This is a genomic window from Streptomyces sp. SS1-1 (genome assembly GCF_008973465.1).
Classification (GTDB): Bacteria; Actinomycetota; Actinomycetes; order Streptomycetales; family Streptomycetaceae; genus Streptomyces.
Genome location: NZ_WBXN01000004.1, coordinates 3,608,137 through 3,622,221, shown reverse-complemented (window position 1 = coordinate 3,622,221; position 14,085 = coordinate 3,608,137). Strand labels below are relative to the sequence as shown.

16 protein-coding genes and 1 riboswitch are annotated in these 14,085 nt (G+C 70.6%); of the genes, 8 read left to right on the top strand and 8 right to left on the bottom strand.

The features are described from left to right. Window positions 1–113 precede the first annotated feature (113 nt). Together F8R89_RS17860 and F8R89_RS17855 are read left to right on the top strand one after the other, a co-directional pair. The gene (locus tag F8R89_RS17860) at window positions 114–1,328 is read left to right on the top strand and encodes an MFS transporter (RefSeq protein ID WP_151784911.1); all 1,215 of its coding nucleotides are present in this window, start codon (window positions 114–116) and stop codon (window positions 1,326–1,328) included. A 92-nt stretch (window positions 1,329–1,420) separates the two neighbouring features. Continuing rightward, window positions 1,421–1,843, top strand: a complete 423-nt coding sequence (locus tag F8R89_RS17855) for a GlcG/HbpS family heme-binding protein (protein ID WP_151784910.1) — start codon at window positions 1,421–1,423, stop codon at window positions 1,841–1,843. 79 nt (window positions 1,844–1,922) lie between these two features. Here the strand turns inward: F8R89_RS17855 and F8R89_RS17850 are convergent, their stop codons facing one another. From F8R89_RS17850 to F8R89_RS17825, 6 genes are all read right to left on the bottom strand, one after another. Beyond that, entirely contained in the window at window positions 1,923–2,789 is an 867-nt protein-coding gene (locus F8R89_RS17850) for a GNAT family N-acetyltransferase (RefSeq protein WP_151784909.1), read from the bottom strand. Window positions 2,790–2,877: 88 nt separating this feature from the next. Next, the gene (locus F8R89_RS17845; RefSeq protein WP_062665870.1) at window positions 2,878–3,360 is read right to left on the bottom strand and encodes an NUDIX domain-containing protein; all 483 of its coding nucleotides are present in this window, start codon (window positions 3,358–3,360) and stop codon (window positions 2,878–2,880) included. 88 nt (window positions 3,361–3,448) lie between these two features. Continuing rightward, on the bottom strand, window positions 3,449–4,354 hold the full coding sequence (locus F8R89_RS17840; RefSeq protein WP_151784908.1) for a LysR family transcriptional regulator: 906 nt from the start codon (window positions 4,352–4,354) through the stop codon (window positions 3,449–3,451). A gap of 219 nt (window positions 4,355–4,573) precedes the next feature. Further along, window positions 4,574–5,728, bottom strand: coding sequence for a cystathionine gamma-lyase (locus F8R89_RS17835; protein WP_151784907.1), 1,155 nt, complete (start codon window positions 5,726–5,728; stop codon window positions 4,574–4,576). Further along, the gene (locus F8R89_RS17830) at window positions 5,725–6,216 is read right to left on the bottom strand and encodes a low molecular weight protein-tyrosine-phosphatase (RefSeq protein WP_151784906.1); all 492 of its coding nucleotides are present in this window, start codon (window positions 6,214–6,216) and stop codon (window positions 5,725–5,727) included. Before F8R89_RS17830 ends, F8R89_RS17835 begins: the two co-directional genes overlap by 4 nt. A 7-nt stretch (window positions 6,217–6,223) precedes the next feature. Next, window positions 6,224–6,601, bottom strand: a complete 378-nt coding sequence (locus F8R89_RS17825) for a phage holin family protein (RefSeq protein WP_151784905.1) — start codon at window positions 6,599–6,601, stop codon at window positions 6,224–6,226. Between the two features lie 60 nt (window positions 6,602–6,661). Between F8R89_RS17825 and F8R89_RS17820 the strand changes: the two genes are divergently transcribed. The 4 genes from F8R89_RS17820 (at window position 6,662) to F8R89_RS17805 (ending at window position 8,962) form a co-directional block, all read left to right on the top strand. Then, window positions 6,662–6,979: a cupin domain-containing protein gene (locus tag F8R89_RS17820; protein ID WP_151788181.1), complete on the top strand. Its 318-nt coding sequence runs from the start codon at window positions 6,662–6,664 to the stop codon at window positions 6,977–6,979. Window positions 6,980–7,138: 159 nt separating this feature from the next. Then, entirely contained in the window at window positions 7,139–7,351 is a 213-nt protein-coding gene (locus F8R89_RS17815) for a DUF5326 family protein (protein WP_151784904.1), read from the top strand. A 351-nt stretch (window positions 7,352–7,702) separates the two neighbouring features. After that, window positions 7,703–8,428 (top strand): IclR family transcriptional regulator, encoded by a 726-nt coding sequence (locus F8R89_RS17810; RefSeq protein ID WP_151788180.1) that lies wholly within the window; start codon window positions 7,703–7,705, stop codon window positions 8,426–8,428. Window positions 8,429–8,524: 96 nt separating this feature from the next. After that, window positions 8,525–8,962 (top strand): SsgA family sporulation/cell division regulator, encoded by a 438-nt coding sequence (locus tag F8R89_RS17805; protein WP_062665858.1) that lies wholly within the window; start codon window positions 8,525–8,527, stop codon window positions 8,960–8,962. Window positions 8,963–9,034: 72 nt separating this feature from the next. On the opposite strand, the gene F8R89_RS17800 is transcribed toward F8R89_RS17805, so the two are convergent. Next, entirely contained in the window at window positions 9,035–10,525 is a 1,491-nt protein-coding gene (locus F8R89_RS17800) for a YibE/F family protein (protein WP_151784903.1), read from the bottom strand. Between the two features lie 71 nt (window positions 10,526–10,596). Continuing rightward, window positions 10,597–10,753: riboswitch (TPP riboswitch) on the top strand. On the opposite strand from F8R89_RS17800, the gene thiC reads away from it, so the two are divergent. Together thiC and F8R89_RS36770 are read left to right on the top strand one after the other, a co-directional pair. Then, window positions 10,746–12,548: a phosphomethylpyrimidine synthase ThiC gene (gene thiC / locus F8R89_RS17795; RefSeq protein ID WP_151784902.1), complete on the top strand. Its 1,803-nt coding sequence runs from the start codon at window positions 10,746–10,748 to the stop codon at window positions 12,546–12,548. (Overlaps the previous riboswitch by 8 nt.) 52 nt (window positions 12,549–12,600) lie before the next feature. Beyond that, window positions 12,601–13,089 carry a hypothetical protein gene (locus F8R89_RS36770; protein WP_225994423.1) on the top strand — a complete coding sequence of 163 codons (489 nt, stop codon included), beginning with the start codon at window positions 12,601–12,603 and terminating at the stop codon, window positions 13,087–13,089. Between the two features lie 31 nt (window positions 13,090–13,120). Here F8R89_RS36770 and F8R89_RS17785 read toward each other — a convergent pair whose 3' ends face one another. Continuing rightward, a complete protein-coding gene (locus tag F8R89_RS17785; protein WP_151784901.1) occupies window positions 13,121–13,993 on the bottom strand; it encodes a hypothetical protein in 873 nt (290 codons plus the stop codon). Window positions 13,994–14,085: the final 92 nt, after the last annotated feature.

The window sequence follows — 14,085 nt, the reverse complement described above, 5'->3', positions numbered from 1 at the left end:
GCCACCAGAGTAGAGCAACACCGAAATAGTCCGCGCTTGCAAGTAAGGCGCGTCTGCAAGTATTGTTGTCACTCGTAAAGCGCACCTGCAATCGTTTGGGAAGGTACCCCTTCATGCCTCTCGCGCTTCTGGCCCTCGCGATCGGGGCCTTCGGAATCGGGACGACCGAATTCGTGATCATGGGCTTGCTGCCCGAGGTCGCGGGTGACTTCGGGGTCTCCATCCCCACCGCCGGACTCCTGGTGACCGGCTATGCCCTCGGCGTTGTCCTCGGCGCCCCGCTGATGACCGTCCTCGGCACCAAGGTCTCCCGCAAGCGGATGCTGATGCTGCTGATGGGCCTGTTCGTCCTCGGCAACCTGCTCTCCGCCGTCGCCCCGTCCTTCTCCGTCATGCTGATCGGCCGCGTGGTCGCCTCGCTCGCCCACGGCGCCTTCTTCGGCATCGGCTCGGTCGTCGCGGCCGACCTGGTCGCCCCGGACAAGAAGGCCGGCGCCATCGCGATGATGTTCACCGGTCTGACGGTGGCCAACGTGGTCGGCGTCCCGCTGGGCACGTTCGTCGGACAGGCCGCGGGCTGGAGGATCACCTTCACCATCGTCGCCGTGCTCGGACTGATCGGTCTCGCCGGTATCGCCAAACTGGTCCCCGACATGCCCAAGCCCCAGGGCGTGCGCCTGCGCCACGAGTTGGCCGCCTTCAAGAACGCCCAGGTGCTGCTCGCCATGGCGATGACGGTGCTCGGCTTCGGCGGCGTCTTCGCGGCCATCACCTACATCGCGCCGATGATGACCCATGTCGCCGGCTTCGCCGACGGCTCCGTGACCTGGCTGCTGGTCCTGTTCGGGCTCGGCATGGTCGGCGGCAACCTGATCGGCGGCAAGTACGCCGACCGCGCCCTGATGCCGATGCTGTACGTGTCCCTGGGCGCGCTCGCCGTCGTACTCGCCCTGTTCACGGTCACCGCGCACCACAAGATCCTCGCGGCCATCAGCATCGCGCTGATCGGCGCCCTGGGCTTCGCCACCGTGCCCCCGCTGCAGAAGCGGGTCCTCGACCAGGCGCACGGCGCCCCGACGCTGGCCTCGGCCGTGAACATCGGCGCCTTCAACCTCGGCAACGCCCTCTCCGCCTGGCTCGGCGGCATCGTGATCGCCGCCGGCTTCGGCTACACCTCCCCGAACTGGGTCGGCGCCGCCCTCGCCGCCGCCGCGCTGCTGCTCGCGTTCCTCTCGGCGGCACTGGAACGCCGTGGCGGGACCTCCGCGCAGACCGCCGTCACGGACCGCCCGGCCTCCGTCGAGGCGGAAGCCGTCGCCCACCACTGAGCCGATCCGTGCGCGGGGTCAGGGCCGCCCCCGCGCACCCGGCCACTCGACCATCCCCTCGGTACCGCACCACCGCACCACAAGGAGAACCCATGACCACCGCGACCGCGGTCACCCCCCTGACCAGCCAGGACGCCGACGCCCTCGTCCTCGCCGCCCAGCGTGCCGCCGAGGCCGCCGGAGTGCCGGTCAGCGTCACCGTCCTGGACGCCGGAGGGCACCTGCTCGCCTTCCGCCGCGACGACCGCGCCGTACTGATCTCCGGCGAGACCAGCACCCGCAAGGCCTACACGGCGCTGCAGCTGAGCACCCCCACCGCCGATCTCGTCGACGCCGTCCAGCCCGGCGGTCTCTTCCACACCCTGCCGACCGCGCTCGACCGGCCACTGCTGTTCATCGCGGGCGGTCTGCCGATCCACCGTGACGGCCGCCTGATCGGCGCGATCGGTGTCGGCGGCGGGGCGCCCGAGCAGGACCACGGGTTCGCGGCCACGGCCGTCGACTCCGTCCTCTGACGGCACACGCGCCACGACGCACGTACGAAGCGCCGGCTCCCGACGGGGGACCGGCGCTTCGGCATGGGGCGGTGACCTCTCAGCCGGCGGCCACCGTCAGCGGGGCGAACCGCCGGCTCCAGTCACCCGGCAGCTCCGGGATGCCGTACGTCATGACCGCGTTGAAGGCCACGGAGTCCAGACCATGCCGCTTCACCCAGGTCAGCAGCTCCTCGTGGCGTACGTCGATGTCGGTGCGCAGGGGACGGTCGGTGTGGGCGGCGAGGGAGGCGATCAGCGCCTTTGCCGTCCCGGTGTCCCGGGCGACCAGGGGGCCCACCACATGCGTGGCCATATTGGGCCAGGCGCCCGCGTACCCGATGATCCGGCCGCCGTCCTCGGCCACCCGCAGCTGATCGGCGAAGGCGGGCAGCCGCGTGATGATGTGCGTGCGATCCGCCCCGAACACCTCCTCGTCCAGCCGGAGAAGCGCCGGAAGGTCCTCGGCGGTCGCCGTGCGGGTGGGGACCGAGGGCGTGAAGCCGTCCGGGACGAAGTGCCCCCTCACCATCTCCGCCCGACCCGTGGTCTTGAAGCCCAGCTCCTCATAGAGCGGCCGGCCGTTCGGGGTGGCGTGCAAGGTCAGCGGCGTCGTGCCCATCGCGGAGAGGACGTGACGCATCAGGCGCCGGCCGACGCCCTGGCGGGCGTACCGCTCGGCGACCAGGACCATGCCGATGGCCCCCAGATCGGGCCGCTCCCGAGGCCCGTACTCGGTGACGACACAGGCGGCGACGAGTCCGCCGTCGGGTGCGTCGATGCCGTATCCACGGCCGGCGGTCAGCAGCAGCCCCCACTTGTGTTCCTCACGGGGCCAGCCCCGGTCCTCGGACAGATCGGCACAGGCGACGAGGTCGCGATGGGTGAGACGGCGGATGGGCAGAGCGGCGAGGGAAGGTGTCGGCACGCACGTCAGGCTGTCGGACGAGTGCCCTGGCCGTCCACCAATTTCGAGTGAGACATACGACCTTTTGGCGATGCGTCGAGCATCCGCGTCAGCCCAGATCAGAGGCGTGCAGGGCGCGCACGCCCTCGATGTTCCCGTCGAGGTAGTGGCGCAGCGACAGGGGTACCAGGTGCACGGAGGCGATCCCGACCCGGTTGAACGGCACCCGGACGATCTCGTACTCGCCGATCGGCTCGTCCACCTCGGGGCCGTGCCGCAGGGCCGGGTCCATGGACTCCAGGTGGCAGACGAAGAAGTGCTGGACCTTCACCCCGGTCGACGCCTCGTCGTGGCCGATGTGCTCGACGGTGTCGACGAAGCAGGGGACCACATCGGTGATCTTGGCGCCCAGCTCCTCGTACACCTCGCGGTGCAGCGCGTCGACGACGGTGGAGTCCGTCGGTTCGACACCGCCGCCGGGCGTGAGCCAGTACGGATCCATGCCCGGCTTGGTGCGCTTGATCAGGATCAGATCGTCGCCGTCCAGAAGAACGGCGCGGGCGGTGCGCTTGACCACGGGTCGGACGGTCATGGAGGAAATGTGGCCCGGCTGGTTCCACGTGAAACATCGCATCCGGTCACCGCCCGAGCCCACCGGGTGACCGCTGCGAAACCCCAGCTCAGGCCCAGTCCGCCGCCGCCCTGAGCAGCCATTCGTGAGCCCGTGCGATATGCGGCATGGCCAGCGTGCCGGTACGGACGACCAGGAAGTACGTCCGCAGCGGTGGGACGGGCGGCTCGTGCAGGGCGACGACCTCACCGCGGGCGAGGGCGTCCGCGCACAGATAGCGCGGCAGCACCGCCAGCCCCGCTCCCGCGACCGCGCAGGCGAGGACCGCCCGCAGATCCGGGACGATCACGGTGCCGGGCGCGGCCGGGCGGGAGTCGAAGACGGAGGCCCAGTAGCGGGAGACGAAGGGCAGGGACTCGTGCACCTCCACCACCGGGATGTCCTCGAGGGCGTGCGCCCCCTTGTCGAGGAGGTGGCCCGCGCCGATCCGCTCGATCCAGAGGGGAGCCGCCACCAGGACGTGCTCCTCGTCGCAGAGCGCAGTCGCCGTGAGCAGTGCGCCCCGTGGACGGGCCGTCGTGATGGCCAGATCATGATGTCCGGCGGCCAGCCCTTCGAGGGTCTCCTCCGCGGTGCCGAAGGACGCGCGCAGGGCGAAGCCCTGGTTGTCCTCGCCGGTCAGACCGGTGAGCGCGGGCAGCGCACGCTCGGCGGTGAACTCGGGAGGCCCGGCGAGATGCAGCGAGCGTAAGGAGGACTCGTCGTCCAGACCGGTCTCGGCGATCTCCACCAGGGCGTCGAGATGGGGGGCGGCCTTGTGGGCGAGTTCGTCGCCGATGGTCGTCGGGGTCACACCGCGCGCCTGCCGGAGGAACAGGGGGCGCCCCAACTGCCGTTCCAGCGTCCGGATCTGCGAGGTCACGGCCGGCTGGGACAGGCCCAGCAGTGCCGCGGCCCGGGTGAAGGAACCGGCCCGGTGCACGGTCACAAAAGTGCGCAGCAAGGCCAGATCCATGCCACCGTCCTCCCCTTCCCCGCCCTTCTCCCCACCCCCAGGGCAGGGCCCAACTATAAATATGTCGATAGGTCGCTGTCGCTACTGTGATTGGACACTGACAGAGAGTCAACTAGCCTTGTTCGCGCGGTTCTTGGCGCGCGGAACCGGGGCGGTCCGAGCCACGAGGGGGGAGGCTCGGACCGCCCGTCCTCCCCCGGCGGCCGCTCCCGGCGAGGGTCACCGGGCCGACTCCTCCAGGGCCCGCAGCACATCGGCCACCAGGTCCTCCGTGTCCTCGGCGCCGACCGACATCCGGATGAAGCCCTCCGGCACGTCGTCCCCGCCCCAGCGGCCCCGCCGCTCGGCCGTGGAGCGCACCCCGCCGAAGCTGGTGGCGTCGTCGACGAACCGCAGCGCCTCCAGGAAACGCTCGGCACGCGCGCGCGTGGGCAGCGTGAAGGACACGACGCAGCCGAAGCGCCGCATCTGCCGGGCGGCGACGGCGTGCGACGGGTCCTTGGGCAGCCCCGGATACCGCACCGCGAGATCCTCCGGCCAGTCCTGCAGGGCCTCCGCGACGGCCAGGGCGGTCGCGTTCTGCCGCTCCACCCGCAGCTGCAGCGTGGCCAGGGAGCGATGCGCGAGCCATGCCTCCATCGGCCCCGGGATCGCGCCGACGATCTTGCGCCAGCGCCGCACGGCCGCCATGGCCTCCGGGTCGCGGCCGGTGACATAGCCCAGCAGCACATCACCGTGGCCGGTCAGCTGCTTGGTGCCGCTGGCCACCGAGAAGTCGGCGCCCAGCTCCAGCGGCCGCTGCCCGAGCGGGGTGGCGAGGGTGTTGTCGACGGCGACGAGCGCCCCGCGCGCGTGCGCCTCCTCGACGAGGCGCCGGACGTCGCACACGTCGAGGCCGGGGTTGGACGGCGTCTCGATCCACAGCAGCCTGGCCCCGTCGAGGACGCCGAGCTGCGCGTCGCCGCCGGTCGGCGCCGTCCGCACCTCGATGCCGTACGCCTCCAGCTGCCCGCGCACCAGGGGGAGCGCCTGGTAGCCGTCGCTGGGCAGGACGACCGCGTCGCCGGACCGCAGCTGGGAGAAGAGCACCGAGGAGATGGCGGCCATGCCGGACGCGAAGACGAGCGTCTCGACGTCGCTCTCCCCCGGCGCCTCCAGGCCGCCGATGGCCCGCTCCAGATGCGTCCAGGTCGGGTTCTCGTCCCGGCCGTAGGTGTACGGACCCGTGGGCTCGCCCGGCAGGTGGAAGTGGGCGGCGAAGACCGGCCCCGGCAGGGTCGGCTCGTACTTGACCGGCTCCGGCAGCCCGGCCCGCACCGCGCGCGTGCCGTCTCCCGCGTCGGGAACCGGTGTCTGTCCCTGTGTACCGCTCATGCCGTCCTGCCCTCCACCTCTTCGCGGACCGCTGTGAGCAGGCCCGTACTCGCCGACTCCACCATGGTGAGGCATTCCTCGAAGCCGTCCCGGTCACCGTAGTAGGGGTCGGGCACGTCGAGGTCCTCGCCGGCGGCGGGGTCGTAGGAGCGCAGCAGCCGGACCTTCGCCGCGTCGTCCGCCGTCGGGGCGAGCCGGCGCAGCGCCTTCATGTGCCCCTCGTCGAGGGCGACCACGAGGTCGACGCGTTCGAACCAGGACGTCCGGAACTGCCGGGCGGTGTGCTCGCTGTCGTAGCCGTGCTCCTCGAGGACGGAGACGGTGCGCGGGTCGGCCGGGTCGCCCTCGTGCCAGCCGCCGGTGCCGGCGCTGTCGACCTCGACGAGACCGTCCAGCCCGGCCTCCTCGACCCGGGCCCGGAAGACGGACGCGGCCATCGGGGAGCGGCAGATGTTGCCCGTGCAGACGAAGCAGACGCGGTAGGTCATCGGGCGCTCAGTCACCGTCGGGCAGGACGACGTTCAGCGCCCAGGAGACGATCGAGATGATCAGGCCGCCCAGGACGGCCGTCCAGAAGCCCTCGACGTGGAAGCTCAGGTCGACTTTGTCGGCGAGCCACGAGGTCAGCAGCAGCATCAGGGCGTTGACGACGAGGGTGAACAGGCCCAGCGTCAGGATGAGCAGCGGCAGGCTGAAGAGCTTGACGACCGGCTTCACGACCACGTTGACCAGGCCGAAGATCAGGGCGACGAGCAGGAGGGTGGCGACCTGCTTGCCGGTGCTGTCGCCGGTCAGGGTGATGTTGTCTATCAGCCAGACCGCGACGGCGAGGGCGCCGGCGTTGGCGATCGTCTTGACTACGAAATTCTTCATGTGTCTGATCGTGGCAGACGAGATCGGCCAAAAGCACTGTGACGAGGGCGGATGACTGCGATGAAGGCGTTCCGGCTGGACGAACTGGAAGCGGAGCGCGCTGCCAACGACGGTGCCTACCTGCAGTTTCTGCGCGAGCGGAACATGTCGGTGGGCCTGTACGCGCTCGACGCGGGCGAGCGCGATCCACAACAACCGCACAACCAGGACGAGGTCTACTTCGTCGTGAGCGGCCGCGCACAGATCACCGTCGGCCTGGAGACCACGCATGTGGGACGGGGGAGCGTCGTCTACGTGCCGGCCGGTGTCGCCCACAAGTTCCACCACATCAGCGAGGACCTCAGGGTGCTCGTGGTGTTCTCTCCCCCGGAGAGCTGATCCCGCGTCTCAGGGTTCCCTAGGGGTTCGATCAGGGGAGGACAAGGGCTGCGAGGCGCCCGCCGGACCACCTGCCGGCCCTAGCATCGAGTGCAGGGAATCAGTGGATTCGACAGTCAGGACCCGCACTGGACGGGCGGAGAGGTAAGGACAAGGGCGATGCGTGAGATCTTCGCGGGACTGCCGTGGTGGGTGAAGTGGATCGCGGTGCCGGTCCTCGCCCTGGTCGTGTTCGGCGGGCTGATAGCCAGCGTCGTCGGCTTCGTGATCGGACTGCTCTTCAAACTGCTGGTCTTCGTGGCCCTGGTCGGCGGACTGATCTACGTCGTCAGGAAGTTCACGTCGAGTTCGTCGTCACGCAGCGACTGGTGACGTTCACGGGGGACCGGTGGGGCGGTAACAGGAACCGCCGGTTCCCTCGGGCGAGGGAAGTTTCCCCGGCCGTGCGGCCGTCAGCGGTGACGGGCCAATAGGCTCCGTTAATCGACGCGGGGTCGCCCCCGCGAGCGGCGTGCACCCCTCCCGTGTTCCCCCGCACGGGCTCCCCCTCGCCCCTCGGGAGTGACCTTGCCCACGGTTGACACCGCACCACCCACACCGGCCCACCACCCCCTGGAACAACCGCGCCCCGCGGTCCCCCAGGTCCCGCGGCAGACGACCCCGGCGTCCCAGGCGGCCCCGGCCTCCCCCGAGCCGCCGCCGTCCGCGACCCTCATCGGATCGGTGCAGCGCGCCATGCGGCTGCTGGAGTGCGTCGCGGGCCACGCGTACGGCGCTCCCGCCAAGCAGCTCGCCCGCGAGACGGGCCTCGCGCTGCCCACGGCCTACCACCTGCTGCGCACCCTGGTGCACGAGGGCTATCTGCGCCGCGACAAGGGGCTGTTCTTCCTCGGTGACGCCGCCGTGCGGCTGAGCAGCACCAGCGCTCAGCAGAAACGTCGCAGCACGATGGTCGACGCACTCGCTCAATGGCGTGACGCGATCGGTGTCCCGGTTTACTACGCGCAGTACCGCGCCGGTGAGATCGAGGTCCTGTGCGTCTCCGACACCCCGGGCAATCCGGCGGTGCACGAGTGGGCCGACTTCCGCGAGACCGGCCATGCCCACGCCATCGGCCAGTGCCTGCTCTCGCAGCTGGACGAGGAGGCCCGCCGGGACCATCTGGACCGGCATCCCGTGCGCGCCATCACCCCCTACACGGTCCGGGACGGCCACAGCCTGCTGCGACGCCTCGACCAGGCCGGGCGCATGGCCCCTGTGACCGAACGTCAGGAGTACGCCCTCGGCACGGTGTGCGCGGCCATCCCGATCACCGTGGGCACGACGGCCGCGACGATCGCCCTGTCGCTCCCCCTCCACCAGGCCGACCGGCTGCCCTCGGCGGTGTGCCGGCTCCAGGCCGAGATCGGCCGGCTCCTGGGGTCACTCGCGCTCTCTATCAGTATCTGAAAACTCACTCCTTGTGATCTCTCGTGTACGTTCAGCAAGATTCCACCAGTGTCGGGGTCCGTCCCGGCCAGTCGAAGGCAACCGACGGGGTAGGCGATGCGCGAGTCCGTACAGGCAGAGGTCATGATGAGCTTTCTCGTCTCCGAGGAGCTCTCCTTCCGCATCCCGGTGGAACTGCGCTACGAGACCTGTGATCCCTATGCCGTGCGGCTGACGTTCCATCTGCCCGGTGATGCCCCGGTCACCTGGGCCTTCGGGCGTGAGCTGCTGGTCGACGGCGTGGGCAGGCCCTGCGGCGAGGGCGACGTACGGGTCTCCCCGGCCGGCTCCGACACCCTCGGCGATGTGCTGATCCGGCTCCAGGTCGGCCCGGACCAGGCGCTGTTCCGCTCCTCCGTGGCACCGCTCGTGGCGTTCCTGGACCGCACCGACAAGCTGGTGCCGCTCGGGCAGGAGGGGGCGCTCGCCGACTTCGACGCGCATCTCGACGAGGCGCTGGACCGCATCCTCGCCGAGGAGCAGAGCGCGGGCTGACGCACACGGTCGCCGGGTGCGGGAGTGGCGTAACGCTTCAGCGGACGTCAGGGGCGCCTCGGAGGCCCCGCCTCACCGCTTACGGCGGCGTCCGCGCCCACCCCGCCCCGTGGCCGGTGCCGGGCCCGTGACGGCCTGCCGGGGGCCCGCGGGCGCCGTACCGGGCTCGGGACGGTCGGCCGACACCACCAGCGCCGCCAGGGCCGTCGTCACCGGCACGGAGGCGACGAGGCCGATGGAACCCACCAGCGTGCGCACGATCTCCTCGGCCACCAACTCGCTGTTGGCGACCGTGCCGACGCCGCTCTGGGCGATGGAGAACAGCAGCAGCAGGGGCAGCGCGGCGCCCGCGTAGGCGAGGACGAGCGTGTTGACGACGGACGCGATGTGGTCGCGGCCGATGCGGATGCCCGCCCGGTACAGGCCGCGCCAGCCCATCGCCGGGTTGGCCTCGTGCAGCTCCCAGACGGCGGAGGTCTGGGTGACCGTCACGTCGTCGAGCACACCGAGCGAGCCGATGATGATCCCGGCCAGCAGCAGACCGCTCATGTCGATGGACGGGTACAGGCCGTGGATGAGGCCCGTGTTGTCGTCGGTGTTGCCGGTGAGCGCCGCCCAGTCCATGAACACCGAGCCGAGGACGCCGATCAGCAGGAGCGAGACCAGGGTGCCGAGGACCGCGACCGACGTGCGCGCCGAGAGGCCGTGGCACATGTAGAGCGCGATCAGCATGATGGCGCTCGCCCCCACCACCGCCACGACCAGCGGGTTCGAGCCCTGCAGGATCGCCGGCAGGATGAAGAAGTTGAGCAGCAGGAAGCTGATGGCCAGCGAGACCAGCGCCATGACGCCCCGCAGCCGTCCGACGAGTACGACGGCGACGGCGAAGATCCCGGCCAGCAAAGTGAGCGGGACGCGCCGGTTGACGTCGGCGACGGCGTACTGGAGGTCCTTGGGGGCGGACGGTTCGTAGGCGACCACGACCTCCTGGCCCTCGCTCAACTGCCGTGACTGGTCGGGCTGGACGATCTCCGTGAACGTACGGCCCTTGTCGTCCCCCGTGTCGACGCGGATGGTCGCCTTCTTGCAGGTGCCGCTCTCCTCCCGCCTGCCGGAGGAGCCCTGCGCGGCCGAGTCGCCCCCGGCCGGCGGAGCCCCGCCGGCGCCCACGTCCTTGCAGCTCAGCTCGACCACCTTGGTGACCGTGGCCTGATGGGTCTGCCGGTCGAAGCCGACACCGGTCCGCTCGTGCGCGGGGGCGCCGCCCGGCCAGAGCACGGCGAGGCCGACGACCACCGCCGCGGCGAACGGGATGAGGACGGCCGCGATGACCTTGCGCAGATGCCGGGAGACGGGAGCGGCCGGACCGTGGGAGTGGCTGTGGGAGTGCCCATGGCCGGGGCCGCGCTCGGGTCCGTGTCCGTGCCCGCCGTCGGGCCCGCCTCCTGGCGCCCCTGAACCCCGGTGCTCCGCAGGGTCGTTGTGCCGGTCGGGGTCGTCGCCCGGGCCGTGGCCGCGGCGCGGTTCGTGCGGCGGGTACGGAGGTTCATGCGTCGTGGTCACCGCCCGATCATCGCAAGAACGGTGGGGGCCCTCTGTTCACCGCGCCCGGACGGGCGCTAGCGTGGAGGCACCTTTGTACACGCGGGAGCTCGGAGCACCGGGCTGAGAGGGCGCTGACCTCCGTCCCAGCGATGTTTCACATGAAACATCGGCGGACGGACACCGCTGCGTCGACCGCCGAACCTGTTACCGGGTAATGCCGGCGTAGGGAGTAGGTCTCATGACCATCAAGGACGCGCGCACGCCTGCCTCGAACCAGGACGAATCGCCCCTGCCGGGCGAATCCTCCGCTGAGGCCGGGAAGTCCATCGGCTGGCACAAGGCGTATGTCGAGGGCTCACGCCCCGATCTGCGGGTGCCGGTCCGCCAGGTGCACCTCACCAACGGGCAGTCGGTCACGCTGTACGACACCTCGGGCCCGTACACCGATCCGGCCGCCGAGACCGACGTCCGCCGCGGGCTGCCCCCGCTGCGGGAGAACTGGATCATCGCCCGCGGGGACACCGAAGAGTACGCGGGCCGGCCGGTGCGGCCCGAGGACGACGGGATCAAGCACACCGCGCCGCGCGGAGGTCTGCGCAACCTCGACGCGGTGTTCCCGGGACGGCCGCGCCAGCCCCGGCGCAGCCGTGACGGACAGGCGGTGACGCAACTCGCGTACGCCCGCCGGGGGGAGATCACCCCCGAGATGGAGTTCGTGGCGATCCGGGAGAACGTCGACCCCGAGGTGGTCCGTGCGGAGATCGCCGCGGGGCGGGCGGTCCTGCCCGCCAACGTCAACCACCCGGAGATCGAGCCGATGATCATCGGCAAGCGGTTCCTGGTGAAGGTCAACGCCAACATCGGCAACTCGGCGGTGACGTCCTCCATCGAGGAGGAGGTCGAGAAGATGACCTGGGCGACCCGCTGGGGCGCCGACACGGTCATGGACCTCTCCACCGGCCGCAACATCCACACCACGCGCGAGTGGGTGCTGCGCAACTCGCCCGTGCCCATCGGCACGGTGCCGCTGTACCAGGCGCTGGAGAAGGTCGACGGCAAGGCCGAGGAACTGACCTGGGAGATCTACAAGGACACGGTCATCGAGCAGGCCGAGCAGGGCGTGGACTACATGACGGTCCATGCGGGCGTGCGCCTGCCGTACGTGCCGCTCACCGCGAACCGTAAGACGGGCATCGTCTCGCGGGGCGGCTCGATCATGGCCGCGTGGTGCCTGGCGCACCACAAGGAGAGCTTCCTGTACGAGAACTTCGAGGAGCTCTGCGAGATCCTCGCCGCCTACGACGTGACGTACTCGCTCGGCGACGGCCTGCGGCCGGGGTCGATCGCGGATGCCAACGACGAGGCGCAGTTCGCGGAGTTGAGGACGCTCGGGGAACTCAACACCATCGCCAAGCGGTTCGACGTCCAGACCATGATCGAGGGCCCGGGACACGTCCCGATGCACAAGATCAAGGAGAACATCGACCTCCAGCAGGAGATCTGCGAGGAGGCCCCGTTCTACACGCTGGGCCCGCTGACGACGGATGTCGCCCCGGCCTACGACCACATCACCTCGGGCATCGGCGCGGCGATGATCGCCTGGTGGGGCACGGCGATGCTCTGCTACGTGACGCCCAAGGAGCACCTGGGCCTGCCCAACCGTGACGACGTCAAGACCGGCGTCATCACCTACAAGATCGCCGCGCACGCCGCGGACCTCGCCAAGGGCCACCCGGGCGCCCAGGAGTGGGACGACGCCCTGTCCGACGCCCGCTTCGAGTTCCGCTGGGAGGACCAGTTCAACCTGGCGCTCGACCCGGACACGGCACGCGAGTTCCACGACGAGACCCTGCCGGCCGAGCCCGCGAAGACGGCCCACTTCTGCTCGATGTGCGGGCCGAAGTTCTGCTCGATGAAGATCTCCCAGGACATCCGCCGGCGCCACGGCGGCTCCCAGGACGAGATCGAGGAGGGCATGGCCCAGAAGTCCAAGGAGTTCGCGGCGGCGGGCAACAGGGTGTATCTGCCGATCGCGGACTGATCGTCCGAACTCCCGGTGTCCCTCGCGTACTTCGCGGGGGACACTGACTCCTGTGCGTGAACTGAAGAAGTGCGCCGTCATCGGGGGAATCGCGGCCGTCGTCGCCTTGACGGGCTGCAGCAGTGGCCAGGACCGGGCAGCGCCCTCCCCTCACACCGTGCCGCACCACGCCGAGGCCTCCACGGCCGGCGCGACGCCGTCGGAGCGTGCCGAGCGCGTGCCCGGGGAGACCGTGACCGAAGCCCCGGTCCTTCCCGGGGGAGAGGTCGTGGCTCAGGCCGTGAACGTCAGCGGCAACCGTGAGGTGGCCCTTCGCGGTGGCATCCAGGCCGGGACCCTGTCGATCCTCGTGAACTGCCAGGGCCGGGGCACGTTGACCGTCTCCGGGGAACCGGTCGGGATGAGCTTTCCCCTCGAATGCGTCGAGGGAGAAGTCAGCGGCACCCTCAACCAGTTGTCACAGAAGCGCGCCCGCGACCACGGCACCGTGCACGTGGCCGCCCCGTCCGGGGTCCGCTGGGCACTCACCGTGGGACGGTGACGCGAGGGGGCCAGCGGCCCGGGGCCGCGCCTCACTCCGGCTGGTGTTCCGGGCCTCCGAAGTCCGGGCTCGTGTAGTCCGGGCTCGAGAAGCGTGGGCGGTGGCCCCCGGCGGGGCCCTCGTCCGGGCTGCTGAACCCGGGGCGGCCGTAGCCGAGGTTCGGCATCCGGCCCGCCGGGGTCGACGGTGAGGTGGGGTGCAGGGCGGCGGCCGTGCCGGCGTCGGCGAGCGCGTCCCGCAGGAAGGGCAGGATGCCGCGTTCCAGCAGGGCCTCCCGCCAGGCGTCCCTGGCCAGGACCACTTCCTCGCTCAGCGCGCCGTAGGGCGTGCCGTCGAGGGCGGGCCGGTTGCGCAGGGCGGTCAGCAGGAGCCCGGCGCCGGCGACCAGGATGGCCGCCGCCGCGATGGCTCCGAAGACCCATCCGGTGGTGAGCATCGTCTGGGCGAAGGCCTGCTCGGGGTTGAACATCTTGAGGATGTATCCGACGAGCAGGAATATCGCTGCGGCGGTGCCGGCGAGGACGGGTGCCAGGACCGCGAGGACGGCGACGAGGCCGGGTCCCGCGGTCTCGGCGACCTCTCCCACGGTGGTGGCGAGTCCCATCGCGCCCCCGCCCGGCTCACCGGAGCCGGTCTCACGGGACGACGACGAAGAGCTGGACGGCGCCGGCTGGCGCAGTTCCTCACGGACCTTCACATAGTGCTGGTACTCGGTCGCCGCGGCGGCCGTGATGAGCGCGGTGGCGTTCAGCGCCATGGTGCGCAGTTGTTCGGGGTTGAGCCGCTGTCCGACAGCGGCCAGTTCCGGGCGGTGTGGGGCGGAGCGCAGCGCCTCGTCGAGGATCCGCTCGTAGTCCTGGCGGTCCTCGCTGAGCAGGTGCTGCGGAACGCTGTTCATGTGCATCCCCCGATGCTCCGTAGGGCTTGGGGCTCGCATGCCAACGAGCCGTCGGGCAGAAACGGAGGGGAGCCTGCTACGGATAAGCCGATGGTAGA

Excerpts from the sequence above, each read along its gene's own strand:
- F8R89_RS17860 (WP_151784911.1), top strand. The coding sequence starts at position 114 with ATGCCTCTCGCGCTTCTGGCCCTCGCGATCGGGGCCTTCGGAATCGGG.
- F8R89_RS17855 (WP_151784910.1), top strand. The coding sequence starts at position 1,421 with ATGACCACCGCGACCGCGGTCACCCCCCTGACCAGCCAGGACGCCGAC.
- F8R89_RS17845 (WP_062665870.1), bottom strand. The coding sequence starts at position 3,360 with ATGACCGTCCGACCCGTGGTCAAGCGCACCGCCCGCGCCGTTCTTCTG.
- F8R89_RS17840 (WP_151784908.1), bottom strand. The coding sequence starts at position 4,354 with ATGGATCTGGCCTTGCTGCGCACTTTTGTGACCGTGCACCGGGCCGGT.
- F8R89_RS17835 (WP_151784907.1), bottom strand. The coding sequence starts at position 5,728 with ATGAGCGGTACACAGGGACAGACACCGGTTCCCGACGCGGGAGACGGC.
- F8R89_RS17830 (WP_151784906.1), bottom strand. The coding sequence starts at position 6,216 with ATGACCTACCGCGTCTGCTTCGTCTGCACGGGCAACATCTGCCGCTCC.
- F8R89_RS17825 (WP_151784905.1), bottom strand. The coding sequence starts at position 6,601 with ATGAAGAATTTCGTAGTCAAGACGATCGCCAACGCCGGCGCCCTCGCC.
- F8R89_RS17820 (WP_151788181.1), top strand. The coding sequence starts at position 6,662 with ATGAAGGCGTTCCGGCTGGACGAACTGGAAGCGGAGCGCGCTGCCAAC.
- F8R89_RS17815 (WP_151784904.1), top strand. The coding sequence starts at position 7,139 with ATGCGTGAGATCTTCGCGGGACTGCCGTGGTGGGTGAAGTGGATCGCG.
- F8R89_RS17805 (WP_062665858.1), top strand. The coding sequence starts at position 8,525 with ATGCGCGAGTCCGTACAGGCAGAGGTCATGATGAGCTTTCTCGTCTCC.
- thiC (WP_151784902.1), top strand. The coding sequence starts at position 10,746 with ATGACCATCAAGGACGCGCGCACGCCTGCCTCGAACCAGGACGAATCG.
- F8R89_RS17785 (WP_151784901.1), bottom strand. The coding sequence starts at position 13,993 with ATGCACATGAACAGCGTTCCGCAGCACCTGCTCAGCGAGGACCGCCAG.